Here is a 25,825-nt window from a genome sequence, read left to right as displayed (position 1 = left end):
CGGTAGTCTCGACCAACACGTCCCGGTCAGCGAGCAAGTTCAGCGTTCTATTCGCATTGGTACGTGTAAGGCAGGCAATCCACATCAGAAATTTTCATAGGAAAACTGGATTTCGCCTGTAACTAATTGACGTTTCGCCCTTGTTGAAGTACTTGATAATCAGCTATCGGAGTCGTGTTATCGCAATCGCACGCCTGTTGGATCCTCCCTTGGCTGTCATAATAAATGTTGTTGTAGAACATGTGTGGACCTTGAGGTTTACGGATCTTTTCGTTTCGATATAACGAAGTTCTCGATTGTATTTGAGTTTACTGCTGAGGACCTGCTACAGCATTAGTTAGTAACCTATGGATTGTAGAGCGTCACCACAAATACACTCCACAATCCTTACCAATTACATCATGCTAAGATGCGCAGACTGTTAAGGTCTCACGCCTTCTCTACCGCCACACCCAGCTCCTCCACCCCATCATCCGCTACCATATCCAAACTCGTGGCCAGCGTCTCGGCGGCGATCAACTTGCGGAACTGTTCGACCTTAGGGGCGTCGGCAGCTGGCACAGTCAGGCGCAGAGCAATGCGGTCGGCGATATCCAGGCCGGCGTCCTTGCGGGCGTCCTGGACGGTGCGGATGGCGTCGCGGGCGTAGCCTTCGGCGAGCAGGTCGGCGTTCAGCGCGGTGTCGAGGATCACGAAGCCGCCGGTCGGCAACACGGATGATACGGCGCCGGCTGCGGCGCCAGCCGCGGCATCGCTTTCCTCGACCTGGTTGATGAGTTCGTACTCCCCCTCGACCAGCGCCAAATCACCGGACGGGGTCTGCACGACTGGCGCGCCCGTAGCCGAGTCCACATGCCATGCGCCGGACTTGGAGGCCTTGATGGCGAACTGCACCTGCTTGCCGAGCCTTGGGCCGGCCGCGCGGGCGTTGACCTTCAGATCGTTGATGACCTTGAGGCCGTGCTTGGGCGCATCCTCAATGGTGGAGAACTCGATATCCTTGACGTTGAGCTCGGACTTGAGCACATCCGCGTAGCCAGCGGCGCCGTTCGGGTCGTCGACCAGAACCGTAAGCCGCCCCAGCGGCTGGCGCACGCGAATCCGCTCCGCCTTGCGCACGGAAAGCGTGGCGGAGACGATCTCGCGGACCTTCTCCATCGCGGCGACCAGCTGCGGGTCGGCAACCAGAACCTGCCCCAGCTCAGTGTCCTCGCCGGACTGCGCGTCATTGATGAACGGCCAGTCCGCCAGATGCACCGACTCGCCGCCGGTCAGCCCGCGCCACACGGCTTCGGCTTCCATCGGGGCGAGCGGCGCAAGCACGCGCATGAAGGTTTCCAGCACGGTGTAAAGCGTGTTGAACGCGTCCGCATCTTCGTTCCAGAAGCGGTCGCGCGTGTTGCGGATGTACCAGTTCGTCAGCACATCAATGAAATCGGACGCCGCAGCATAGGCATCGGAGATGGCGAAATCGTCCAGCGCCTGCTGCGCACGCTCGACCAGCATGCGCGTGCGGGCGAGCAGATAGCGGTCCATCGCCGGCAGCCCGGCCACTTCGTCAGAGCGCAGCAGCCGTGCATCGAAGCCCGCCCCATGATTGGCGGCGTTCGCGTACAGGGTGAAGAAGTAGTACGAGCTCCAGATCGGCAGCATGGCCTGGCGCACCGTGTTGCGGATGCCATCGGCGGTGACGATGAGGTTGCCGCCGCGCAGGATCGGCGAGCTCATGAGGAACCAGCGCATCGCGTCGGAGCCATAGTCGTTGAACACGCCGTTCACGTCCGGGTAGTTGTGCAGATGCTTGCTCATCTTCTGGCCGTCGCTGCCGAGCACGATGCCGTGGCAGATCACGTTCTCGAACGCCGAGCTATCGAACAGGCCCGTCGCCATCACATGCAGCAGGTAGAACCAGCCGCGCGTCTGGCCGATGTATTCCACGATGTAATCGGCCGGGAAGTGCTGCTCGAAGTATTCCTTGTTCTCGAAGGGATAATGGAACTGCGCGAAGGACATCGAGCCGGACTCGAACCAGCAATCCAGCACATCGCTGATGCGGTGCATATGCGACTTGCCCGTAGGATCATCGGGGTTGACGCGCGCCAGCTCGTCGATGAAGGGCCGGTGCATGTTGATCTCGCCGTCGCGGCCACGCGGGTAATCGCCGAAATCGCGCTTGAGCTCGTCCAAAGAACCGTACACGTCGACGCGCGGGTACTTCGGATCATCGGAGACCCACACCGGAATGGGCGAACCCCAGAAGCGATTGCGGCTGATCGACCAGTCGCGCGCGTTCGCCAGCCATTTGCCGAACTGGCCTTCCTTGACGTTCTCAGGGATCCAGTTGATCTCCTGATTGTGCGCCAGCAGCCGGTCCTTGAACTTGGTGACCGAAACGAACCATGAGGAGACCGGCTTGTAGATCAGCGGCGTGCCGCAACGCCAGCAGTGCGGGTAGGAGTGCACGTAGCTCTTCTCCTGGAAGAGCAATGCGCGATGCTCGGCCGGGATCTGCGCGAGCGGGCCGTCGCCGGCGCGCAGATTACGCAGGATCGGCAGGTTGGCGTCGAACACGTACAGCCCCTCGTAATCCGGGCAGGCGCTGGTGAATTTGCAGCCTCCATCGAGCACGTCGGTCGACACGATGCCGTACTTGGTCAGCGTGTTCATATCGTCCTCGCCGTAAGGCGCCTGATGCACCAGGCCGGTGCCCTCGACGGTATCGACGTAATCCGCCAGCAGGATCTGATAGGCGTTCGGGCCGGGAGTGCCGCCCTCGGACGTAGCCTTGTCGCCCGCGAAATACGGGAAAACCGGCCAGTAGCGCCAGCCGACCATGTCGGACCCCTTGAGCTCGCGCACGACTTCGTAGTCCTCCCCCAGTTCCTTGGCGTAGGAGGCGAGCAGCGGCTTGCCGAGATAGAACTTCTTGCCCGCGAACTTGCCGGTCGCGGGCTTGACCTCGACATAATCGATGTCAGCGCCCACAACGATGGCGAAGTTGGTCGGCACGGTCCACGGCGTGGTCGTCCAGAAGACCGCGTAGGCGTCCTCTTCGTCGCGCAGCTTGACGGCGACCGAAACGGTGGTGTCCTGGCGATCCTGATACACGTCGGCGTCCATGCGCAGCTCGTGCGCGGACAGCGGCGTCTGATCCTTGGGGCAGTAGGGCAGCACGCGATAACCCTGATACGCCAAGCCCTTCTCGTAGAGCTGCTTGAAAGCCCACATCACCGATTCCATGTACGGGATGTCGAGTGTCTTGTAGCCGTGCTCGAAATCGACCCAGCGCGCCTGACGATGCACATAATCCTGCCATTCGCCGGTGTACTTGAGCACCGACGCGCGGCAGGCGTCATTGAACTTCTCGATGCCCATCCGCTCGATCTGGTCGACCGATTCGATGCCCAGTTCCTTCTGCGCCTCAAGCTCCGCAGGCAGGCCGTGCGTGTCCCAGCCGAAGACGCGGTTGACGCGACGGCCCTTCATGGTCTGGTAGCGCGGAATCACATCCTTGGCATACCCGGTGAGCAGGTGGCCGTAATGCGGCAGGCCGTTGGCGAAAGGCGGGCCGTCGAAGAAGACGAACTCGTTCTGGCTATGGTCGCCGGAAGGGTTGCGTTCGACGGACTTGTTGAAGGTATCGTCCTTGTCCCAGTAGTCGAGCACCGACACTTCGAGATCCGGGAAGCTTGGGTTCGGCGCGACATGCGCGCTCTGCTCGCCCACAGCGGCCTTGGGATACACATGCTGGGATTCGGCATTGGAATTGGTGGTTTCACTCACCGCAGTTCTCCTCGTTTGGCAGGTCCGTCATACACAACCCGAGGACGACAGAGGATGCCGAAACCGCTGAAACGCACGTTGTTCAACGTGCACATCCAACCTGTCGGCAGCCGCCACCGCGGTACCACCTCGCTTGCCGCATGTCCGTCTCGCTATATTCGCGAGGCCCGTGCGCGGCCGCTCGATCCGGCTATGTCGGGCCGAACCCGTCGGTTCTACTGAATCGCTGTCGTACAGCCAGCCCGATGAGTCGCAATCAAGGCAGACCGAACGACCGCAATCGTTCTTCCGAAGACTCCCCGCTGATAACGGATCAACGCCATACATGTCGACATAATAGCACTGATCTGAGAGCAGCCCGCCGCTCCTGTTCGCCAGCCGCTGCAATCACACATGATCACGCTATTCCATATCAAGCGGAACCGGATGGTTCGGCGCGGGGAATGCGCGGCTGAGTTCCTCGAACTCCTCGTCAGTGAACGGGTTTTGCAGCACAGCCGCGTTTTCCAAGGTGTGCTCCCGGCTGCCGCTGCGCGGAATCGCAATAGCGTTCGGTTGGTGCAGCACAAACGCCAGCAGCACCTGCATCGGCGTGAAACCGTGCGACTGCGCAACGTTGCGTACGGCCGCGCTGTCGATAAGACCGCGCTGCAGTCCCCCGGCCTGAGCGAGCGGGCAGTACGCCATAATCGGGATATGTCGTTCGGCAAGCCACGGCATCAGATCCACCTCGATGCCACGCGAACCCAGATGGTAGAGCACTTGATTCGCGCAACAGTTCGCGCCGCCATCGAGCGACAGCAGCTCACGCATATCAGCCAGGTTGAAATTCGAAACGCCCCAACGACGAATCAGTCCTGCATCCACGGCGTCCTGCATGCAGGCCACAGTTTCGGCCAGCGGCACGGAACCGCGCCAGTGCAGCAGATACATATCAAGGTAATCCGTGCCGAGCCTGTCCAGACTCGCCTCCAGACTCTCACGCAGATGGCTGCGCCCCGCATTATGCGGATACACCTTGGAGACCAAATAGAGATCTTCGCGCCGGTATCCTGCGATGGTCTTGCCGACCAGTCGCTCAGCCTCGCCCTCGCCGTACATCTCCGCAGTGTCAATGAGTCGCATTCCGGCATCCAGACCCGTGCGAAGCGCCTCAATCTCTTCAGTCTGCGGCCGTCGCCCCTCCCCCAGATACCACGTGCCCATACCGAGCCGAGGCATCATGCTGCCATCAGGCAATTCGACTTGGAACTCGTTCATTTTGTCCATATCGCCTTCCTTCTGCTGTAGATGCCTACACAGGTTCCCAGGGCACGGCAATAATCTTTTAGACTCCGTGCCATGCGAAGGAGTCGAAAAAAGCTACCGCCTGGCGAAACGCTCTTTGATCTGAGCGGTGGTGCCGTACGAGGCCTGCGCGCCAAGTCCAGTCGCCGCGTAGGCGGAGACGAAGGAGGCGAGCTGAGCCGCCTCGCACAGCGCAAAGCCGGAGGCGAGACCCGCGAGCACGGTGCCCATGAAGGCGTCACCGCAGCCGGTGGTGTCCACGGGAGTGACGGCAACTGGCGCAATAGGAATCACATCATCAGCGGTCGCATCCAAGACCACCGAGCCGTCACCACCAAGCGTCACAATCGTCTGCTCGAATCCGAGCTCCCGCAGCTGTTCCAGCGCCGCATGCCAATCGAAAGCGCTCCAATCGTCGTGGTCCGGTTCGGCGATGCCCAGCATCTGCGCCATTTCGTGTTCATTGACGAGCAGAATGTCGCAGAGCGCAATCAACTCCTGCGGCAAAACAGCCATGAATGGCGAGTTGTTGACCAGTACCTTCACGCCGGCCTCGTGGCAGATTCTGGCGGCGGCAGTCACCGTCTCAATGGGGCTTTCCAAGCACAGGCCCAGCACGCCAGAAGCAATCAGCCGTTCGCACATCGATTCGATGTACTCCACGCTGACCTGCGCATTCGACCCGGGCGAGTACACGATGGTGTTCTCGCCGTGAGCGTCCACGGTGATCACCGTAGTGCCGCTGGGGCCTTCGACACGCAGCACATTCGCCGTATCGACACCGGCGTCACCAAGCTTGCCGAGCAGGAAGTCGGCATTGGCATCGTCGCCGACCGCGCCGAACAGTTGCACCTCAGCGCCGATACGCGCCGCAGCGGCGGCCTGATTGCCGGATTTGCCGCCGGGAAGAATCTGCAACGGTCCGCCGTTCACAGTCTCCCCCGGTCCGGGCAAACGCTCGGTGGTGACCGTGTAATCCGCGTTCATCGAACCGACGACGGATACGGTGCCATGGATGCGGCTCAGCGCCGCAAGGATGGAATCGGTCATGTTGACTATCCTTTCATATGTGCGCATACAGCGTGCAGCGCAGCGCCTATGCCTATGCCTATGCCTATGCGAGCATCACGCCGCGTCGCTGTAGATTTTCTTGCGGAAGACCAGGTAGGCCACAACGCCAAGCGCGAGCACGCCGCCGCCCACAAGCAGCAGGTTCGAGTAGCTGGCCGCCGCGCCGGTCGCGCCGACGAGGCTGCTGCCCGACATCGCCTTGGCTCCCATCAGACCGCCGAAAATCGCGATGCCGATGGAACCGGTGACGTTCATAATCAGATCGTTCATACCTACGCCGCGGCCGGATTCGGACTTCGGCAGGGTGCCGAGCACCGTGGAAATCAGCGGCGAGTACATCAGTCCGACGCCGGCGTAGAACACGCACGCCATCAGGGTCAGCACCAGGAATCCGGATTTGACGAGCAGCGCAGAGCCGACGAAGCCAAGCGTCATCAGGCAGCCGGCCGTGATAATGGCATGCTGGCGGCCAATCTTGCCGACGATCACGCCGGAGGAGGTACCGACGGCCGTGGCTACAACAAAGGCCCACACGACGTAGTCAGATACCTGAATGGTGCTCATGCCGTATACATCGTGGCCGATCGCGTTGAAGAACGGCGAAATGCAGTAGTTCACGAAGTAGAACAGCGCGATCAGCGATATCGCCATGATCCAGCGCACGTTGCGGAAGAATGCCGGCGTGACGAAGGGGCTCTTCGCCCTATCGATATACAGGCCGAAACCGACGAACAGCACGACGGATACCAGCAGCAGCCACCAGTTCATATAGGAGAAGAAGAGGGTCAGGAACGCCGTCCCCAGGCCGAAAATCGTGAATCCGAAGATATCGACCTTTTTACCATTGCCGTTCTTCGCCGGCAGATTCTTCAGCAACAGCGGCAGGAAGAGAATCGTGACCGAAGGGATGAGGAACAGGAACTGCCAGCTAAGCGAGCTGAGCAGGCCCGCCGCGAATACGCCGATGGCTGCGGACAGCTGGTATCCGGCGGTGAACAGCCCGAAGAAGATCACCTTGAGCGAGTTCCTGAGGTATTTGGTGGCCACGACCAGATAGGCCGAGCCTGCCACCTGCTCGCCGGCGGTCTGCAACACGCGCGCGGTTATCACGGTCCACAGATTCGCCTGAAAGAAGTAGTTGGCGATGAATCCGAACAGCGAGCCGACCAGCAGCGTCACTAGCCCGACAGTCACCATTTTGCGCAACGACACGAAGTCGCCCAGAGAGCCGTAGATGAAGCATACGATGCCCAACACGATGCTGGGCAGGGCGGTTATCAGGGATGCGTGCTCAGGCGCTCCCACGGCGACGCCCACCTGCTGGAACACCAAATCGAAGCCTTGCAGGCACAGGGTGCCCAGAATGAAGGTTATCAGCAGCGGGATGAGCGCGCCGATGGCCATCTTATTGGTCGCCTCGTCCACATCGTCCGCAGCCTGTGCACCGGTCGTTGTCGCGGTATCTGTCATGATAAGTAGTCCTTTATGTCTCGCCGATTCGTATTGTTCTGCCTTGTGGTCTCTGATTTGTGATTGCGACAGCTACTTAGCCCGCCTGCTGTGCAAGCGCGGTAATCCGAGTCATGAACTCGTTGAGGAAGCGCTCCACATCGACGCCAATTGCCACGTTCACCGTCTTGACTGGGTCGCTCAGCCGGTCATTGTCGCCGATGGTACGGCCGCGCGTGGGGCCTTCCACGTCGACCTTCATGTTGATCGGCAGCGTGGTCACCAGCGTCGGGTCCACGGCCACGCCGACCGCCAGCGGGTCGTGCAGGCCGCAGCCGCCGCGAAGGGGATCGGTGGTTTCATACGCCTTGATGTAATAGTCGGTCATATCGGCGAGGAACGCGCCGGCCTTGGTGCCCAAGTCACGCCAACGTTGGGTTTCCTTGTACGTCAGCAGCGTCTGCAGCGTCACGTCGAGACCAATCATGGTCGTCGGGGTTCCGGAGCGGAAGAGATAATCCGCGGCCTCTGGATCCTGGGAGATATTGGCCTCGGTCCAGGCGTTCACATTGCCGCATATGGTCAGCGCGCCGCCCATGAGCACGATGCCGCCGATCTGGTCCTTAATTTCCGGTGCCTTGCGCAATGCCGCCGCGATATTGGTCATCGGGCCGGTCGGTACGTAGATGAGGTCCTTGCCGTAGGTTTTGACCGCGTCGATGATGAAGTCGACGGCCGGCTCGCTTTCCACCTCACGCTTCGAATCGGGGATGGTCACCTCGCCGATGCCGTTCTGTCCGTGAATGAAGGCGGAGACCTTGCCCACCGCAAAGGAATCCTTGGTGCTGGCGCGCGGCAGGCCTTGGTAGACCTTGACTTCCGGATGGCCCAACAGGTCGGTGATGGCGAGCGAATTGCGCACGCCCTGCTCGACCTGGACGTTGCCGTACGTGCCGGTGATGCCGATCAGCTCGACTTCCGGACTGCCCAGTGCATAGGATATCGCGAGCGCATCATCCACTCCGGTATCAAGATCGAGGATAAGTTTCTTCATGCTGATTACTTCCTACTGGTGACCGTGATAACAACATTTACCTAACAACGTGGCACACACAAAATTCTAGACCAGCCCATGCCCGCATAGGCAAAAGGCTGGAGGGCATGGGAAGACTCAAGCAAACAGACTTTTACTAGCATAGTTGCAAAAGTCTTCGAATAAACCATACTTTTCAGGTTATACTAGTAAAAGTTGGTTAATTTGATATACTTTTACTATCATACTAGTAAAAGGTGAAAAGCGATGGAACTTAAGGCGAGACCCCTATACCTGAATAAGCTGCTCGCGGCGAAGGATAATGGGCTGATCAAAGTCGTCACCGGCATGCGCCGATGCGGCAAATCATCCTTGCTCGCTCTTCTCCGCCAATACCTCACGTCGCACGAAATCCCGGACGACCATATCATCGACATCAACCTCGAATCGTTCCAGTACAACGGATTCGACGCAACACGGCTCTATCAGCACATCGCGTCTCGCATCCACAATGGCGAGCGTCACTATCTGCTGCTCGATGAAGTCCAGATCGTGCCGAAATGGGAGAGAGCCGTCAACGCGCTGCATGTCGACAAGAACGTTGACATTTATCTGACCGGCTCCAACGCGCATCTGCTGTCCAGCCAACTGGCGACGCTGCTGTCAGGTCGTCACATCGAAATCAATGTATTTCCCCTGTCATTCGACGAATTCATGCATTACACAGAAGAGAGCAATCAAACCATCGCATTCGAACGGTATACCCGGTATGGAGGGTTGCCGCCGGTCGTCGATCAAGGCACTGACCAGCCGTTGGCACACACCGTGCTCTCAGGCATCTATGACACTATTCTGGTGCGCGACATCTCTCAGTATCTGCAGATCCGCAATCCTATGGTGTTCAACGATGTAGCATGCTATCTTGCTGACACCTCAGGCTCGCCGACGTCCATCACCAACATCGAGCATCGACTCAAAAGCGCACGACGGCCCACTGCCAACGAGACCATCGAACGGTACATATCCGGCTTGCTGGACGCGTTTCTGTTCTATCGCGCACCACGCATCAACATAAAAGGCGGCGACTATCTGCAAGGGCTGAACAAGTATTACCCCACCGATCTCGGCATCAAGAACATGCTGCTTGGATACCCATCCGGCGACTTCGGATTCCTGCTGGAAAACGTCATCTTCAATGAATTGAAGATACGCGGCTATGAGGTGCAGGTTGGTAAAATCGATAATCTTGAAATCGATTTCGTCGCCGCTCGCGTGCGCGACGACCTCACCCGTGAGCGGCTGTTCATCCAAGTCAGCGCTAGCATCATGGATCCGGCGACGCGACAGCGTGAATTCGAGCCGCTGTCGCGGCTGCGCGACCAGTCCGGCAACCGCATGATACTGACGTTGGACACACTTGGACTCGGCACGGTTGACGGCATCGACGTCATCAACGCACTAGATTGGTTACGCGGAGCTGCGGAGCCGCGGAGCCGTCAAATGAGAAGCCCTGTGCTGAGCCGTTAAGCGGACAATCCTGTGGATTGTCCGTAGGCGAAGTGAGCGACCGCTAAGGTCGCGAAGGACGGTGCCAACGGCACCGTCAGCTCATAGGCGACGCCGAGGGCCTGCCAAAGGCCCGAGGAAAAAGAAAACGCTTGCCAAAAGCAAGTCCTATTTCTCCTTTACTCCCCCTATTCCAACTCCACCGCACCCGTATACAGTTGATAGTATTCCCCCTTCTTCGCAATCAATTCCTCATGCGAACCGCGCTCGATGATGCGTCCGTGATCGAGCACCATGATCACGTCGGAGTTGCGCACGGTGGAAAGCCGGTGCGCGATGACGAACACGGTGCGGCCGTTCATCAGCGCGTCCATGCCGGCCTGCACGACTTCCTCGGTGCGGGTATCGATGGAGGATGTGGCCTCGTCCAGGATCATGGCGGGCGGGTCTGCGGCGGCTGCTCGCGCGATGGAAATCAGCTGACGCTGGCCTTGCGACAGACCCGATCCGTCGCCTTCCAACACGGTCTGGTAGCCCTTGGGCAGCATGCGGATGAAGCCGTCCGCGTTGGTCAGCTTCGCGGCGGCGATGCATTCCTCGTCGCTGGCGTCGAGCCGGCCGTAGCGGATGTTGTCCATGACCGTGCCGGTGAAGAGGTTCACGTCCTGCAATACGATGCCCAGCGAGCTGCGCAGATCGGGCTTGCGGATGTTTTTCACATCAATGCCGTCGTAGAGGATCTGCCCCTCCTGGATGTCGTAGAACCGGTTGATGAGGTTGGTCACGGTAGTTTTTCCAGCACCAGTGGCACCTACCAGCGCGATCTTCTGGCCCGGCTCGGCGAACCATGTGATGTCGTGCAGCACCGGCTTGCTCGGATCATAGCCGAAGGTGACATCGGTGAAGCGCACATCGCCGCGCAGCAGCGTGTACTGGCCGTCGGGCGAAGTAATAGCGCCCTCCTTGGCTTTCAGCGCCACTTCGCGAGCCGAGCCTTGCAGCTTGACTGCAGCAGCCAGCGAGCGCGTGCCATCATCGTCCGCGGCGCGCTTCCAGGCCCAGTGCTTGCTTTCGTGGTCGACTTCGGTCATCGTGCGGCCATCCTCGCCGAGTTCGACGCGCACGAGGCGCACCGTGCCGTCGTCGCCTTCGACTGGCTCGTCCATCAGCGCGAAAATGCGCGAAGCGCCGGCGAGCGCCATCATGACCATGTTGAACTGCATGGAGACCTGGCCGATCGGATTGATGAACGCCCTCGACAGCGTGAGCACCGAGATGATGGTGCCCAGCGTGAACGCGCTCGGACCGGTGAGCCCCAGGTTCGGCCAGCCTGCGATGGCGGTGATGCCTCCGACGATCGCCAGCAGCACGTAGAGCAGATAACCCATATTGCCGACGATCGGCATGAGGATGTTGCCGTAGGTGTTGGCGGCGGCCGACGCGTTGAACAGCTCTTCGTTCTTTGCGTTGAAGGTGTGCGCGGTGGAGCGCTCATGGTTAAAGACCTTGATGACCTTCAGCCCGTTCACGGACTCCTCGACGAAGCCGTTGACCGCGCCCAATGAACGCTGCTGGCGCACGAAATACAGCCCGCTTCGCCCGACCAGCACACGGATCACCACAATCAGCAGCGCAGTGAACACAATGGTGAACACGGTGAACGGCACGGACAGCCACAGCATGGCGAGCAACGCCGCCAAGGCCGAGACGGCGGATGAGAACATCTGCGGGAAGGACTGCGAGATCGCCTGGCGCAGGGTGTCGGTGTCGTTGGTGTAGCGGCTCATGACGTCGCCGTGCTCATGGGTGTCGAAGAAGCGAATCGGCAACTGCTGCTGGTGGGCGAACATCTGATCGCGAATGGTTTTGAGCGTGCCCTGCTCCACTTTGACGACCAGCCAGCTCCACAGCCAGGTGCCAAGCGTGCCAACGGCATAGAGCATCGCCATCACGGTCAGCGCACGGATCAACGGTCCCCAGTCCGGGTTGGATTCGCCGACCAGGGGAAGAATGTACGAGTCGATCAGCGACTGCAGGAACAGGGCGGACCCTGCCTGCGCCGCGGAACCGACAAGAATGCACACTACGATGGCGATGACGCGCCAGCGGTAATGGAAGATGTAGCCGAAAATGCGCTTGACGGTCTTCATGTTCGCACGGCGCGAGACAGGTTTGCGGTCTGTGGATGAGGTGGATTCGCTCATCGTGCACCTACTTCCTCAATAGTGAATTGCCCAGCGGTGAATTGCTCGGTGGCCACCTGTGCAGGCTCGGCCGCACGGTTCTTGGTCTGTGATTCGTAGATGGAACGGTACTCCTCGCAGCTTTCGAGCAGTTCGTCATGCGTTCCGATCGCAAGGATCTCGCCCGCCTCAAGCACCACGATCAGATCGGACTCCTGCACGGAGGCCACGCGCTGGGCGATGATGATCTTCGTGGTGTCAGGAATCTCGCTGTGCATGGCATTGCGAATCAGCTGGTCCGTCTTGGTGTCCACCGCGCTGGTGGAATCGTCGAGAATCAGAATCTTCGGATGCTTGAGCAGCGCCCTCGCGATGCACAGCCGCTGCCGCTGCCCACCGGAGACATTTGAGCCGCCCTGTTCGATGTAGGTATCGTATTTGTCCGGGAATTCGTTGATGAAGCCATCCGCCTGCGCGAGTTGGCAGGCGTGAACCAGCTCCTCGTCGGTGGCGTTGGGGTTGCCCCAGCGCAGATTCTGGGCGATGGTCCCGCTGAACAGCACGTTCTTCTGCAGGACCATAGCCACCTGGTCGCGCAGCGCTTCCAGCGAATATTCGCGTACATCGCGCCCGCCGACTTTGAGCGAACCGCCCGTCACGTCGTAAAGCCGTGGAATCAGCTGCACGAGGCTCGATTTCGATGAACCCGTGCCGCCCACGATGCCGACCGTTTGCCCGGAGGCGATCGTGAGGCTGATGTCGTTCAGCACCGGTTTCTCGGAAACGCTGGAATAGCGAAACATCACATGGTCGAAGTCGATCGAGCCGTCGGCGACGCTTCCGGCAGGAGACGCGGGGTCGCGCACCGTGCTCTCCTCGTTGATGACTTCGCTGATGCGCTCTGCGGAGGATTGGGAGATGATGACCATGACGAACACCATCGTGAGCATCATAATCGACATGAGGATCTGCATCGCGTAGGTCACCAGCGCGGTGAGATCGCCCGTGGTCAGGCCGAGCGCGGAATTGTTGCCTGAGGCCACGATCTGCTGTGCGCCGATCCAGGAAATCATGATCATCAGCACGTACATGCACAGCTGCATGGCGGGCATGCTGAAGCTCAGAATCTTGTCCGCAAGGCTGAAATCCTTGAAGATCAGCTGCGAGATCCTGCCGAATTTGCCCATCTCATGGTCTTCGCGGTTGTACGACTTGACCACGCGAATGCCTTGGATGTTCTCGTCGACCACGTTGTTCAGCCGGTCGTAGGTGTGGAACACGCGCTCGAAGATCGGGTGGACCACCAACACCAGGCCGATGGCCACCACCGCGAGAATCGGTATGGTGGCGAGGAACACCATTGAGATCCTGACATTGATGCGGAAGGTGAAGATCCATGCGATGATGATCATCACCGGCGCGCGCACGCCCAGCCGCACCACCATCTGATAGGCGTTCTGCAGATTCGTCACGTCGGTGGTGAGCCGGGTGATAATCGAGCCGGTCGAGAAGCGGTCGATGTTGCTGAAGCTGAAGGACTGCACTTTCGCGAACAGATCCGCTCGGATGTTCTTCGCGAAGCCCGCCGAGGCGATCGCCGCGTACCTGCCGGACATATACCCCGAAAACAGCGAGACCGCAGAGCAAGCCACCAGAATCAGACCGAAGCGCCAGATGGCGGGCATGGAGCCGGCAGTGATGCCTTCGTCGATGAGCAGCGCCATCAGCGTCGGAATGAGAATCTCAAGGATGCCTTCGACAACCACGAACAAGGGGCCAAGCAAACTGTGCTTACGGTATTCGCGCAGGCTGCCAAGCAGGGTGCGAATCAGATGCTGCGGCCGCTGCGACTGCTGCTGTGATCGTTCCAACTCCTGGGTTTGCTGCGCTTGCTTCGCCGTCACTGTCTGTGCCACCTAGCCGTCTCCTTGCCTCTCATCGATGACGCTGCGCATCGACTGTCACACGCCTGGAACTGGGGATGACCTGCCTGTGAGCAATCCGGTTCAGCCGGGATCACGGCGAGAATTGGGCCGCAGCCAGAGCGATATTCAACTGTGAACATCATCCTCTGACGGATGGATATTTGCCTTCAGCTATTCCTCAGGCTTGAGCGTCGCCGGCCGTCGCTCGGGCATACTACTTGGTATCGGAAGATAGCGCACTGGCCATGTCCAGCGGTATTCGATGGTCCGTATTCGATGACTGTGGTCATGACTGACCGTGACTGATTGCAACTGTGGATACGCTGGCACCGACGCCGACGCGCCATCCTACGCCTGGAATACGTCGGGGTGCTTCGGATCGCCGGGCTCGTCTGCAAGCAAACCTTCAAGGCCAAGGAACTCCTGCCAGAATTCCAAGGGCTGGCCGTATGGCGTGCTTTGCGCGCCGTGGGCCTGCAGACCGGTTTTGGCCGCGATGACATCGAATTCATTGATGCCATCGAAGTACGATTCGAGTCGTTCGCGGTTCGCGTCGTCGTAGAACAGCGAGCCGACGATCTCCGTGAGCCGCTCGGCTCGGTCGATGGGCAGCGAATCCCAGTGCCGCAGCTCGATGAAGTTCTTGAGCCGCACATCGTTGAAATGCGTGGAGAGCACGTGATTGATCTCGTACGCATTGAGCTCGCGGTCGGGGTATATCTCGCCAGCGTTGTCACGGAAGGCGACCCGGTGCTTCTGCGCGTCGGGCAGGCCCTGTGCCTCCGGCGTATGGGTCAGGTCGGCGAACATGAGCGGCGTGGAAAGCACGTCCACCGCGTAGTCCTCCCAGCCGAAACGCGGGTCGTACAACCCGGGGATGAGACCGGTGCGCTGCGGATCCAGCGCGTCCCACATCAGCTGGCGCAGCAGTGGGTAGGGATTCGTCCGGCCTTCAAAATACGGCGTGTTGCGGAAGAACCACGCCAGAATCGGGCCGACGGCAGTGCCGATGCGCAGCTTCTCGATGGCATCATACTCGCTCTGATAGTCGATGCTGACCTGGGTCGAGGCCGAGCAGCGCATCATGCACGGGCCGAACTTGCCAACGCGGCCCAAGTATTCAGTCATCGCATCGTAGCGGCTTTTCGGATTCACCGGCACGTCAGCGTAGCTGGTTTTGGGCTGATAGCCGTAATTGACCAGCCGGAAGCCCAGCTCGTCGAGAATGGGATCGATCTGCCTACGGAACAGCCCGTATGTGGTGAGCAGCTCTTCGGGCCGGCGCAGCACACCGATCGAGCATTCGACCTGCCCGCCCGGTTCCAGCGAAATGCTGATGCCCGCGCGCCCCAGACCCACCAATCGGCCGTTCTCCCAGCATTCCTCGTCGGCGTCGTAGTACGGCCGCAGACGGTTCAGCAGCGTCTCGATGCCGTTGGGCTCGTAATAGTTCACCGCGTTGTCGGTGCCGTTGCGCACCGGCAGGTGTTCGATCTCGACGCCGTAGCCGTCCTTGCGCTCCGGCTTGGCACCGTGCTCGAAGAATTGCAGCAGGCTCGCGACATGCCTGGGGTTGACCGTCGTGACAAGATGCGCGTAGCTGATGCGTGGTGTATTCATGTGCGCCATCGTATCCGCCCAACCTGCGAGACATGGGCGTCACGCTATACGAAAAATCGATAACGAAGCTAGGCGTTGACCTCATGGTGACGGTGGATTTCAGTGGCAATTACGGCGACGACGATGCCAGCCGCACAGACCAGCACCGATTCCACGCCAGGCAAGGCCGTAGCGGCCAGGACGATGACGACGCCCACGAGCACTGCGCCGGAGGCTGCGGGGCGCAGCACATGCCGCAGGCTTATGGCCCACACGCAGATCATGAACAACGCGACGGGAATGGTGAGCGTGGCGGCTGCGAAAGACGGGATGGCGCCGTGCTCGGCCGCGCTGCCAATGGCGACTTCGATGCCAGCCGAGAACGCGCCCGCTGCGGCGAAGATCACATAATGGAAGTAACCGAAGGACAGCGAAGAGCGCAGGCCGGAAAAATGCTCGTGATGCTCGTGAGCGAAGTACAGCCACCACATGCCTGCGGCGATGATCAGCCCTGCCACCGCGATGGCGATAAGGCTGGGAATATCATGGCCTTCCTCGATGGCGGCGAGCATCGAATTGGCCGAGGCGAGGACTGATTCGCCGAGAAGAATCAAAGTGAACAGCCCGTAGCGCTCCGCGACATGGTGCGCGTTCCACGTCGTGGGTGTGCGCGACTCGGCCCAGATGGGCACAGCGATCTCCCCCGCCACAAGTATGAAGAAGGCGGCGAAGCCAGCCTGCTCAGGCAGGAACAAGCGTGCGACCCACAGGCTCTGCACCACCGTGACGCCGCCGACGTAGCGCAGAGCCGTGGCACGCAGCCTAGGAAGCCCGGCATTGCTGATGGCGGCCCGCAGCCATTGCGCGACAAGAGCCAAACGCATGATGACGTAGCCGATGGTGACGATAGTGAAATCGTGGCGCTCCATCGCCGGCGCTGTGCCGGACGCGAGCACCAGCGCACCGGCCATTTGGACGATGGTCATGAGCCGGTAGAGCCAGTCGTCGGTGTCGAATGCGGTGGCGAACCACGTGAAGTTCATCCACGCCCACCAGATCGCGAAGAAGACCATGAGATAGCCCAGGACCCCAGCGCCGAGCTGCCCGTCCGCCTCCATATGATGCAGGGTCTGCGAGGAGAAGGAGACCGCGACGACAAACACCAGATCGAAGAACAGCTCAAGCGGGCTGGACGCGCGGTGCTGCTCGGACGGGTCCCGTGGCACCATGCGGCGCAGTGAAGGTGCAGTTGGCATAGTCATCGAAATCTTTCTCTCAGGGACGCTGCATAGCCGGAACAACAAGTGAAGGCGACTGGCGTCAGCCTTCGCGAGTTGCTGTGCGGCCAAGGCGAAGCGGATCAAAAACACCAGATCATCAGTTTACCTGTATCAGACCGATCAATCGGCTGAGGTCAGCTTCTGATGGTTCTTCTTCGCTGCTGCGATCATGAGCTTGATGCGGTTGAGCTGGTTGGCCTGCGACGCGCCCGGGTCGTAGTCGATGGAGACGATGTTGGCCTCGGGGTGCAGGCGGCGGATCTTGCCGAACATGCCGCGGCCGGTCACATGGTTGGGCAGGCAGGCGAAGGGTTGCGCGCAGACGACATTGGGGCAGCCGGATTTGATGAGTTCGAGGATCTCAGCGGTCAGCAGCCAGCCCTCCCCCGCCTGCACGCCGATCGAGGTCACCTCGCCGGCCATCTCGACCAGCTCGGGCATCGGCGTGTCTTGGCTGAATTTGCCATGGGCCAGATCAATCGCCCGGCGCACGGGATTCAAGTACCGATCCAGACCCCAGCGCATCACCGCATAAAGCGTCTGATTGCCGCCCATGCCGAGATGGTGCTCCTTCCAATCGGTGATATACGGGTTGGTGGTCATGAACTCCATGATGCCCGGCACGACCGCCTCGCAGTCCTGCGATTCGATCACGTCGACCAGGTGGTTGTTGGCATCGGGATGATATTTGACCAGAATCTCGCCGACGACTCCGACGCGGGGCTTGCGCGGCTTGCGGTTCAATGGCAGCGCGTCGAAACTCGTCACGATCTGTTTCAGCAGGGTCTGATAGGGCAGATAGCGCTTGCCGAATTCGCGTTTGGCAGTGTCCGAGAACCCGTGATGCTCGATGGTTTCGCGCGCGATGGCGTCCCAAAGTTCGTAGAGCTTGTTCGCGCTGCCCGGCTCAGCCTCGTATGGCCGCACACGGTACAGGCACTTCATCAGCAGGTCGCCGATGATCAGCGCCTTGATGGCCCGGTGCACGAGCACGGGAGTCACGTTAAAGCCTGGATTGTCTTCGATGCCTTGCGTGCTCAGCGCGATGACGGGTATCTGCGGATAGCCTGAATCGACCAGCGCCTTGCGGATCAAGCCGAAATAGTTCGTCGCGCGGCACATGCCGCCGGTCTGCGTGATGGCCAGTGCGACCTTGTCGGGATCGTATTTGCCCTGCACGATGGCGTCGACGAGCTGGCCGACCACCATGATGGCCGGGTAGCAGGCGTCATTGTTGACGTATTTGAGTCCGAGTTCGACATCCTTATGGCTCGCGGTTGTGAGCAAGTCGAAATGGTAGCCGCCTGAGCGGATCGCAGCTTCCAGCAATGACATATGGACCGGACTCATCTGCGGGCCCACGATGGTGTAGTCCTTCTTCATCGACTTGCCGAAGGGGATCTTGTTCGCGTAGCGCGACATCGTGGCAGCGTTGTGACCTGAAACATTGTTGTGACCTGAAACGCCGCCGTGCCTGGGTGATTTGGTTGCGGCTGCGGGTGTGGAACGGTCAGCAGCAGAATCGTCGGTCTGCGCAGCCGTCTCATTCGCCCGGCGTGCAGCGGCTCGCATGGCTTCGGTGAGCTTGGGGTTCGCGGCCATCACCGCGTCAAGCATGATCTGACGGCCCGGCGTAGGTGCCTGCGAACCGGTCTTGCGGAATGCTGCCGTCTCGTTCGGCTCCGATGCGAGCGACGGTGCCGACGCCGTGGCAGACTGCGCCACATCGCAGGCTTGGCCATACTGGTTCTGTACGGCGAGCAGTGCGGACTTCGCGGCCTCTAACTGCTGCTGCGCCTGATTGACCTTGGCCTGCGCCTGGGCGATGTCGTCGTTCAAGGCGGTCAGCGCCGCCTCATCACGCTTGCCGGGCAGCGTGAGATGCGTCTTGTTCGCCTCGCGCTCTTCGACGGCGGCCTTGAGCGAGCGCAAGCGGATCTTCGCCGCGCCCAGATTGCTGACCTCGTCGATTTTGAGCTGCGTGTACACGTCGGATTTGTCAGCAAGTATTTCGCTGACCTGATCGGTGGTGATGGCGTCGATGCCGCAGCCGAAGGAGTTGAGCTGCACCAGCTCAAGCCCCGGATAGGAGGCGACGAAATTGGCCGCCGAGTACAGTCGCGAGTGGTAGGCCCACTGGTTGGTGACGCGCAGCGGCATCGCGGTGACCTTGCGATCGCCGGAGTGGATGAATCCTGCGGCGTCCTTCTTGCGCGGGTCGTCCTCGCCTTCGCTCAAATACTCGCTCAATCGCAGGTCGTCGCCCGGGTGCAGCTCGCAGACGGAGTCCTCGGAGAGCACCACCATGCCTAGTGCGCAGATGGTTTCGGGGATGCCGTGGTTGATCTCCGGGTCGATGTGGTACGGCCGGCCGGCAAGCACGATGCCCCGGCAGTCATGCTCCTTCATATACGCCAGCGCGCGCAGACCCTCGGTCTGCACGTCATTCTTGAATATCTTGTCCTCCGCGTAGGCCGACGTGACGGCCTGCTCGACTTCCTCGCGGCTGACATCGGCCCAGGCGAATTCCTCGAGAATGCGATCGACCATAAGCTCGTGGTTGGCGAGGTTGAAGTAAGGGCGCATGTAGCGCACGCCGGAGTCGCGCAATTCGGGCATATTCGCCTCGATCACAACCGGATAATTGGCCACGATCGGGCAGTTGTAATGGTTGTCGGCGTTCTCGACCAGCTCCTCCTCGTAGGAGACGCAGGGGTAGAAAATCGTGTCGACGTGCTTGCCCAGCAACCACTTGATATGCCCGTGCACCAGCTTGGCCGGGTAGCAGATGTTCTCGGAGGCGATCGATTCGATGCCGCTTTCGAACAGTTCATGGGTCGAACGGCCCGAAATCATGACTTTGAAGCCGAGCGAAGTGAGCAGCGTGAACCAGAAGGGATAGTTCTCGTACATGTTCAGCACGCGCGGGATACCGATGGAGCCGCGATAGGCCTTCTTGTCGGTGAGTCGACGGTAGGCGAAGCAGCGCTTGTATTTGTAGTCATATAAGTTCGGCCGGTCGGAGCGCTGCTTCTTGGCGTCGCCGCCGCGCTCGCAGCGGTTGCCGGTCACGTAGCGCGAGCCGTCCTGGAAGGTCGTAATCGTGAGCTTGCAGCGGTTCTGGCACAGCTTGCACACGTCGCGTTCGGAGGTCATCGACAGCTTGTCGAGCGCCTCGCCGGAGAGGATGGATGAAAGCGTGTGCTCGGGGCGAGTTGTGTGTGCAACGACATCATCATCGGCCGCATCAACATAGTGCATGCGCGCGGTCAGCGCGGCGCCGTACGCACCCATCAGCCCTGCGATATTCGGCCGGGTCACCTCGCGTTCGGTGAGCATTTCGAAGGCGCGCAGCACCGCGTCGTTCAGGAATGTGCCGCCCTGCACCACGATGGTGTCGCCCAGTTCGCCGGAGTCGCGCAGCTTGATGACCTTGTACAGCGCGTTGCGCACGACAGAGTAGCACAGTCCGGCGGCGATGTTCTCCATCGACGCGCCTTCCTTCTGCGCCTGCTTGACGGAGGAGTTCATGAATACCGTGCAGCGCGAGCCCAAGTCGACCGGATGGTCGGAATGCAGTGCGGCCTGCGTGAAGTCTTCGATGCTCAATCCCATCGACTGCGCGAAGGTCTGCAGGAACGAGCCACAGCCGGAGGAGCATGCCTCGTTGACGGCGATGGAATCCACTACGCCGTCGGTGATGGCCAAATATTTCATATCCTGGCCGCCGATGTCGATGACGGCGGTGACGCCCGGACTCACCATTTCCGCGCCGCGATAGTGCGCCATCGTTTCGACCACGCCCTCGTCCAGATGCAGACCAGTGGTGATGAGCCCTTCGCCGTAGCCAGTGGCGCAGCTGCGGGCGATATAAGCGCTATCAGGCAGCTCGGCCTGAATCTTTTTGACGATCTCGACGGCGGCGGTCAGCGGGCTGCCGTCATTCGTCGCATACGAGGACCATACGATTTCGCGGTCGTCGTTGACCAGCGTGGCCTTGATGGTGGTCGATCCGGCGTCAATGCCAAGGAAATGCGGGCCTTGCGCACCTTCGAGCGTGCCGATATGCACATGCTCGCGATGGTGGCGGGCGTTGAAATCCTCGCGATCCGCTTCGGTGCCGAAGAGCGGCGGCATCGTGGGCGTATCGCTCGGCAAGTTCTCAAGGGCCGCCAGTTGGTCGAGTATTTCGACGCAGCTTCGCGGTTCGAAATGCTGGCTTGGGTCGAGCTGATCGTCCTCGCCGGCGAGCAGCGCCGCTCCGAAGGCGACATACAAGTGTGCGTCGGTCGGCGTGACGAATTCGCTGACCTTGCCCTCAAGCGCACGTCCGAAGGCTTCGCGCAGCTCGGACATGAAGAACAGCGGGCCGCCCAGAAATACTACGGTGCCGTGAATCGGGCGCCCTGCAGCCAACCCGGCGATGGTCTGGGTCGCTACAGCGGTGAAAATCGACGCCGCCAGATCAGGCTTCGCTGCACCGTCGTTGATGAGCGGCTGCAAATCGGATTTGGCGAAGACGCCGCAGCGTGAGGCAATAGGATACAAGGTCTGGTACTGCTTGGCCAACTCGTTCAGACCTGAGGCGTCAGTGTCAAGCAGCGTCGACATCTGGTCGATGAATGCACCCGTGCCGCCTGCGCACGAGCCGTTCATGCGCTGCTCTGGCGTAGGCTTCAGGTACGTGATTTTCGCGTCCTCGCCGCCCAGCTCGATGATGACATCAGCCTGCGGATACTCCTGATCGATGGCCCGCGTTTCCGCGATGACCTCCTGTACGAAGGACACATGCATATGGTCGGCAAGACCCAGCCCGCCCGAACCAGTGATCGCCAGGCGAATCAGGTCGTCGCCCCGGCCGCGGCGCTCGAGTTCGGCACGAATGTCCTGCAGCAGGCCCGCAACAGTGGCGCGAACATTGGCATGATGGCGGCGATAATCGGAGAACAACACATCGCTTAAACTGTCGCTGTCATCGAGCACGACGGCCTTGACGGTTGTCGACCCGATATCCAAGCCGACTCGCAGCGGTTTCGCTGCCCGCCTGCGCGTCGCTGTCACGTTCGTCGCATCCGCCATATGCATCTCCAATACCTCGGAACGTTCAGGGACTTGACGGCACCACTTCGCCCTCCGCCCCGATCTCTAGTTCCACACCTTAGTCCGTCTCCCAGTCAGCCCTAGGGCGTGTTCCCGCCAAGCGATTCGTCCACACGTAGGTCACGCATATGCGGGTTTCGCAGACAACTCGCAGACGAAGCATCACGAAACGCACCAGCCATTCGAAGCACCCGCTCGTCTTTTATAACAGCCATTTGTCCTTCTGCCGCTCATCGACCTGTTCGAGCAGCCTCTGCGTAATCGTCCAGCATTCATCAAATGTTTTCCGCGTGTCCGTATATTCGAAGGATTCACGATATGATTCGCGCTCATCTTCAACGAGCATATGTATCAGATGCTGCCCTTGCACGTTCTCAATGCGTCTCGCCACTTGACGCAACTCTTCGTAATCGATGGCTTCATGCTCAGCAATCACCGCGATATCTGCGAGGTCACGCCCTCGGATCCTGCCCGGCCGACTTATCGCATGAAGTTTTTCCGCCACCTGAGACGTCGCATTCATGACCCGTGGCTTGGCAATATGTTGAAAGCCGAGATCAGAAAGCATCATCTTCAGTCCAGAATCCATTCGCTCTTCAGCTGCCTAGGCGCAACCACTCAAATCGGGCACTATCTCTAGGTCGATGCTGGCGAATGGCTGTTCTCGATAGTACAATTTCACCCGCATGGGAGTCATCCGAGAGCCTTCAGGCATCAACGTCCTAGGCCCATGCTCCTTGGAAATAATCTCCCCAGTGAATCCTTCCCACCCCTCTTTGAGTCGTTTGGCTAATCTGAGTTCGAAAGCATCCTCGCTGTCGTTGAACGTAGCGTCCACATCTTTTGACATACGGGCTTCTTCGAGTGGATATCGAATCTGTATGCCTGCACCGCCCTTGATGAAATCATCACCTGACATAAACTGCATGAACACTGCATTGCGGATAGTTTGCATGTAGACGGTCTTTTGCCGTTGGCTCATCCCTTGTTGATGTCTCTGCATGAGCTTCATAAGATTCTTGCGAGACGACGGTCGTCCGTCAGAATCGAGTCTCATCAGACCGGCTCCTTCTCAAGGATTCCACGTTCTCTAGCAGCATCCACCGCCTCCTCCCACTTGTCCCAGTCTAAATAGGGCTGAGAGGATTCGAGTGCGGCAGCAGGATTCTGGGCAGGCATACCAAGCAGTTTGATTCTGGGAAAACCCGTGTCATGCACGTAAACGATACCGTTCTCCGATTTTCTTCTTCCCGCTACGGCAATATACAGAGTCTGCGACTGCCATGTTCCCAAATTCATGAGATCAACGACGGTCGGCCCCCACAGCGCAGCGCCCGGTCCCGCTGCGGCCAGCGCCCGGGCGATATGCGTGTAATCCCATTGTTCGCCCGGCGTGTCCCACCATGTATACATGCCGTAGGAATCATGGTCGACATCGGGATTGTGATTCGCCCAGTTCCTGAACTGCCCGCCGTCGATACCATGCTCGGCAAGTTCCCATGTGGGGATGACCCCATGCCACCGCTTGGCGATGGGGGCAATACGCTTCTCGAACTTGGTAAGTCTCACGGTTCACGACCTCAGTTTCCTTGTAATATCAAGCAATAAAACCATTTTAGCATATGAAACATTATTGTATATTAGGTATACGGAAATACTATATAAATATAGTAATAGTGTACACTTATAGTCATGAAGACAACGCAGGCGCTCAAGCTGCTCAACCAATGGGACAACACGGGAAGATACGTGTATCTCAAACGCGACCTGCGGAAGATCATTCAGGAGCCGCAGCACACCTTTGATGCCACGATCAGCCGTCTCGTGCAGGCCGGTATCCTCGAACGCGCAGCGCACGGCGTCTATGTGTATGCGCTCAGCCGACACGCTGACGGGAACACCCTCGACCTCATCGCCCGAAATCTGCGACGCGGCGAAATCACATATGAAAGCTACGAAAGCGCTCTGAGCGAATTCGGCGTTATCAGCCAGAATCTTATCGACCGCCGCACGTATGCGACGACCGGAAAATCCGGCGAGTATCACACACCTTACGGCGTAGCCGAGCTCACGCATACGAAACTCAGTCCCGCGCAGATTCTTCCGGGCCTCACCCACGTCACAGGCAGGGGCGTTCCTATGGCGACAAAACAACTCGCCTACCAAAATCTCAAAGCGACCAGACGAAACCTTAATCTTGTCGATTACGAGGAGCTAGCAGCCCATGCATGATATCGAATCAATCAGCGAATACGCACAACAACTAGCAGCCGAGCAGAATCTCGCCAACATGGCTAACTCAGGCGGATTGAAGCTCGTTGAGATAATGCTCGCCAGCTATCCGCTAAACTTCCGACACTGACATCCCAGACCTTTTCGCCTGACGCATCATTCCTTCCTTTAGGGATTCCGGAAGCCGGAATTTCACAACCGGTGATTCACCATGTCATGCATCAAGACGTGGACGGCCCAACGCTATGCGCTGCGCATCTTCGACATTTTCCGCGCCCGTTGCCTCCATAAGGAATCGTGCACCGGCGTCCGAATTGTGCGTGACACGTCCACGGGGATGATATTCTCCTGTTTCAACTTTTTTGTCTAAATCGTCGTAAAACCGTTCTTCTTGCGGAGTAAGCCTAGCCATTTTCGTTATCCTTCCCTCCACCATTGGGAGGAAAACCACAACCTTCTATGCCAATTAAGACTGCCATAGAACACCTTGTATTACCAAATCAGCTGGCGTCGCCCTCGCCGCTGACGCGGTCCTTGCCGTAGACTTCGGGGATGAAACGCTCCTGGTCGTGCAGCTTGGCCCAGATCACTGGTTTGCCTTGCGCGAAGGACTGCGAAACATCAATAATGCGCTGGTTGCTGGAACCTCTAAATTGCAGCAATGAGTCGTGCAGTGTCTTGATATAGCGTCCGTCGACCAAGATATCAACCAGATGCAGCAGTTCGAGCTTGTCCTCGCTCTCCCCCGGCCGCATCAGCTCCTCCCATGTGTACCCTGTCCAGCACCAAATGTCTTTGTCGTGGCCGAATTCTTTGCGCAGCCGTTTGGCCAGCGGTATGAGAATGCCCGTGTTAAGCAGCGGCTCGCCGCCGAGGAACGTGATACCCTGCACGAAGTTTTGTCCGATATCCTCGACAATCTTGTCCTCAAGTTCAACCGTGTATTCAATGCCCGCCCGGAAATCCCAGATGGACGAGTTATAGCATTCCACGCAATGAAATGGGCACCCAGAAACATACAGCGAGCAACGAATCCCCTCGCCATCGGTCATCAGAAAACGCTTATAATCAGCGACCATATTATGGCTCATCCGGTCGCTACGCCACTGCCCCGCCCGAGGATTATTGCTCAACGCCGTAGGCACGGACGGCCCGCGATTCGGATCAGTCCGAGCAAAATCATGCAAAGCACCCTGTGCAACCATGCTGATCTCCTTTTACACCCACAAACACAAGGCAAAGCGCATAAGCACCACGAAAACTGCCTCACATAAGAGAGCTGAAACTCATCCGCTCTTTTTCAGTGTTATTGCACGTTGCTAGCTGTTGAGATCTAGGGCTATGTTCCCTGACCGTATGACCGGCCGAGCGGCCTTG

At 59.3% G+C, this 25,825-nt stretch carries 17 protein-coding genes and 2 pseudogenes; 3 read left to right on the top strand and 16 right to left on the bottom strand.

The window, feature by feature from the left end; all coding sequences use genetic code 11:
• Positions 1-429 precede the first annotated feature (429 nt).
• The 5 genes from ileS to DDF78_RS05320 all read right to left on the bottom strand — a co-directional run bounded on the left by ileS (position 430) and on the right by DDF78_RS05320 (position 8,644).
• Positions 430-3,783 carry a mupirocin-resistant isoleucine--tRNA ligase gene (gene ileS / locus DDF78_RS05340; protein ID WP_152580785.1) on the bottom strand — a complete coding sequence of 1,118 codons (3,354 nt, stop codon included), beginning with the start codon at positions 3,781-3,783 and terminating at the stop codon, positions 430-432.
• Between the two features lie 402 nt (positions 3,784-4,185).
• Complete coding sequence (locus tag DDF78_RS05335) at positions 4,186-5,052, bottom strand: aldo/keto reductase (RefSeq protein WP_237564560.1); 867 nt, start codon at positions 5,050-5,052, stop codon at positions 4,186-4,188.
• Between the two features lie 93 nt (positions 5,053-5,145).
• Positions 5,146-6,120, bottom strand: coding sequence for a ribokinase (locus tag DDF78_RS05330; protein ID WP_152580786.1), 975 nt, complete (start codon positions 6,118-6,120; stop codon positions 5,146-5,148).
• Positions 6,121-6,195: 75 nt separating this feature from the next.
• Positions 6,196-7,611, bottom strand: a complete 1,416-nt coding sequence (locus tag DDF78_RS05325; RefSeq protein WP_152580787.1) for an MFS transporter — start codon at positions 7,609-7,611, stop codon at positions 6,196-6,198.
• 76 nt (positions 7,612-7,687) lie between these two features.
• Positions 7,688-8,644: a nucleoside hydrolase gene (locus DDF78_RS05320; RefSeq protein WP_152580788.1), complete on the bottom strand. Its 957-nt coding sequence runs from the start codon at positions 8,642-8,644 to the stop codon at positions 7,688-7,690.
• A gap of 246 nt (positions 8,645-8,890) precedes the next feature.
• Between DDF78_RS05320 and DDF78_RS05315 the strand changes: the two genes are divergently transcribed.
• Complete coding sequence (locus tag DDF78_RS05315) at positions 8,891-10,150, top strand: ATP-binding protein (RefSeq protein WP_152580789.1); 1,260 nt, start codon at positions 8,891-8,893, stop codon at positions 10,148-10,150.
• A 167-nt stretch (positions 10,151-10,317) separates the two neighbouring features.
• Here the strand turns inward: DDF78_RS05315 and DDF78_RS05310 are convergent, their stop codons facing one another.
• The 9 genes and pseudogenes from DDF78_RS05310 to DDF78_RS05275 form a co-directional block, all read right to left on the bottom strand.
• Positions 10,318-12,333, bottom strand: coding sequence for an ABC transporter ATP-binding protein (locus DDF78_RS05310; RefSeq protein ID WP_152580790.1), 2,016 nt, complete (start codon positions 12,331-12,333; stop codon positions 10,318-10,320).
• The gene (locus DDF78_RS05305) at positions 12,330-14,183 is read right to left on the bottom strand and encodes an ABC transporter ATP-binding protein (RefSeq protein ID WP_152580851.1); all 1,854 of its coding nucleotides are present in this window, start codon (positions 14,181-14,183) and stop codon (positions 12,330-12,332) included. Before DDF78_RS05305 ends, DDF78_RS05310 begins: the two co-directional genes overlap by 4 nt.
• A 402-nt stretch (positions 14,184-14,585) precedes the next feature.
• Positions 14,586-15,857, bottom strand: a complete 1,272-nt coding sequence (locus DDF78_RS05300) for a glutamate-cysteine ligase family protein (RefSeq protein ID WP_152580791.1) — start codon at positions 15,855-15,857, stop codon at positions 14,586-14,588.
• A 68-nt stretch (positions 15,858-15,925) separates the two neighbouring features.
• Positions 15,926-17,098 carry a low temperature requirement protein A gene (locus DDF78_RS05295; protein ID WP_202613221.1) on the bottom strand — a complete coding sequence of 391 codons (1,173 nt, stop codon included), beginning with the start codon at positions 17,096-17,098 and terminating at the stop codon, positions 15,926-15,928.
• Positions 17,099-17,236: 138 nt separating this feature from the next.
• Positions 17,237-18,778 (bottom strand): annotated as a pseudogene (locus DDF78_RS12420) (activase); the annotation flags it as partial.
• Between the two features lie 228 nt (positions 18,779-19,006).
• A pseudogene (locus DDF78_RS12415) lies at positions 19,007-22,195 on the bottom strand (acyl-CoA dehydratase activase-related protein); the annotation flags it as partial.
• 223 nt (positions 22,196-22,418) lie between these two features.
• A complete protein-coding gene (locus tag DDF78_RS05285; protein WP_152580793.1) occupies positions 22,419-22,805 on the bottom strand; it encodes a nucleotidyl transferase AbiEii/AbiGii toxin family protein in 387 nt (128 codons plus the stop codon).
• A 15-nt stretch (positions 22,806-22,820) separates the two neighbouring features.
• The gene (locus tag DDF78_RS05280; protein WP_152580794.1) at positions 22,821-23,273 is read right to left on the bottom strand and encodes a nucleotidyl transferase AbiEii/AbiGii toxin family protein; all 453 of its coding nucleotides are present in this window, start codon (positions 23,271-23,273) and stop codon (positions 22,821-22,823) included.
• The gene (locus DDF78_RS05275; protein WP_152580795.1) at positions 23,273-23,785 is read right to left on the bottom strand and encodes a hypothetical protein; all 513 of its coding nucleotides are present in this window, start codon (positions 23,783-23,785) and stop codon (positions 23,273-23,275) included. Before DDF78_RS05275 ends, DDF78_RS05280 begins: the two co-directional genes overlap by 1 nt.
• Before the next feature lie 123 nt (positions 23,786-23,908).
• Here DDF78_RS05275 and abiEi point away from each other — a divergent pair, with 123 nt between their 5' ends.
• On the top strand, positions 23,909-24,448 hold the full coding sequence (gene abiEi / locus DDF78_RS05270; RefSeq protein WP_152580796.1) for a type IV toxin-antitoxin system AbiEi family antitoxin: 540 nt from the start codon (positions 23,909-23,911) through the stop codon (positions 24,446-24,448).
• The gene (locus DDF78_RS11715) at positions 24,441-24,578 is read left to right on the top strand and encodes a hypothetical protein (protein WP_154677513.1); all 138 of its coding nucleotides are present in this window, start codon (positions 24,441-24,443) and stop codon (positions 24,576-24,578) included. The genes abiEi and DDF78_RS11715 overlap by 8 nt, the downstream gene beginning before the upstream one ends.
• Positions 24,579-24,662: 84 nt before the next feature.
• On the opposite strand, the gene DDF78_RS05265 is transcribed toward DDF78_RS11715, so the two are convergent.
• Together DDF78_RS05265 and nrdG are read right to left on the bottom strand one after the other, a co-directional pair.
• On the bottom strand, positions 24,663-24,860 hold the full coding sequence (locus tag DDF78_RS05265) for a hypothetical protein (RefSeq protein WP_152580797.1): 198 nt from the start codon (positions 24,858-24,860) through the stop codon (positions 24,663-24,665).
• A gap of 88 nt (positions 24,861-24,948) precedes the next feature.
• The gene (nrdG, locus tag DDF78_RS05260; protein ID WP_152580798.1) at positions 24,949-25,653 is read right to left on the bottom strand and encodes an anaerobic ribonucleoside-triphosphate reductase activating protein; all 705 of its coding nucleotides are present in this window, start codon (positions 25,651-25,653) and stop codon (positions 24,949-24,951) included.
• Positions 25,654-25,825 lie beyond the last annotated feature (172 nt).

Source organism: Bifidobacterium tibiigranuli (assembly GCF_009371885.1).
GTDB classification, from domain to species: Bacteria; Actinomycetota; Actinomycetes; order Actinomycetales; family Bifidobacteriaceae; genus Bifidobacterium; species Bifidobacterium tibiigranuli.
Note: the sequence above shows the minus strand (reverse complement) of the source record. Positions and strands in the feature narration are given on the sequence as shown.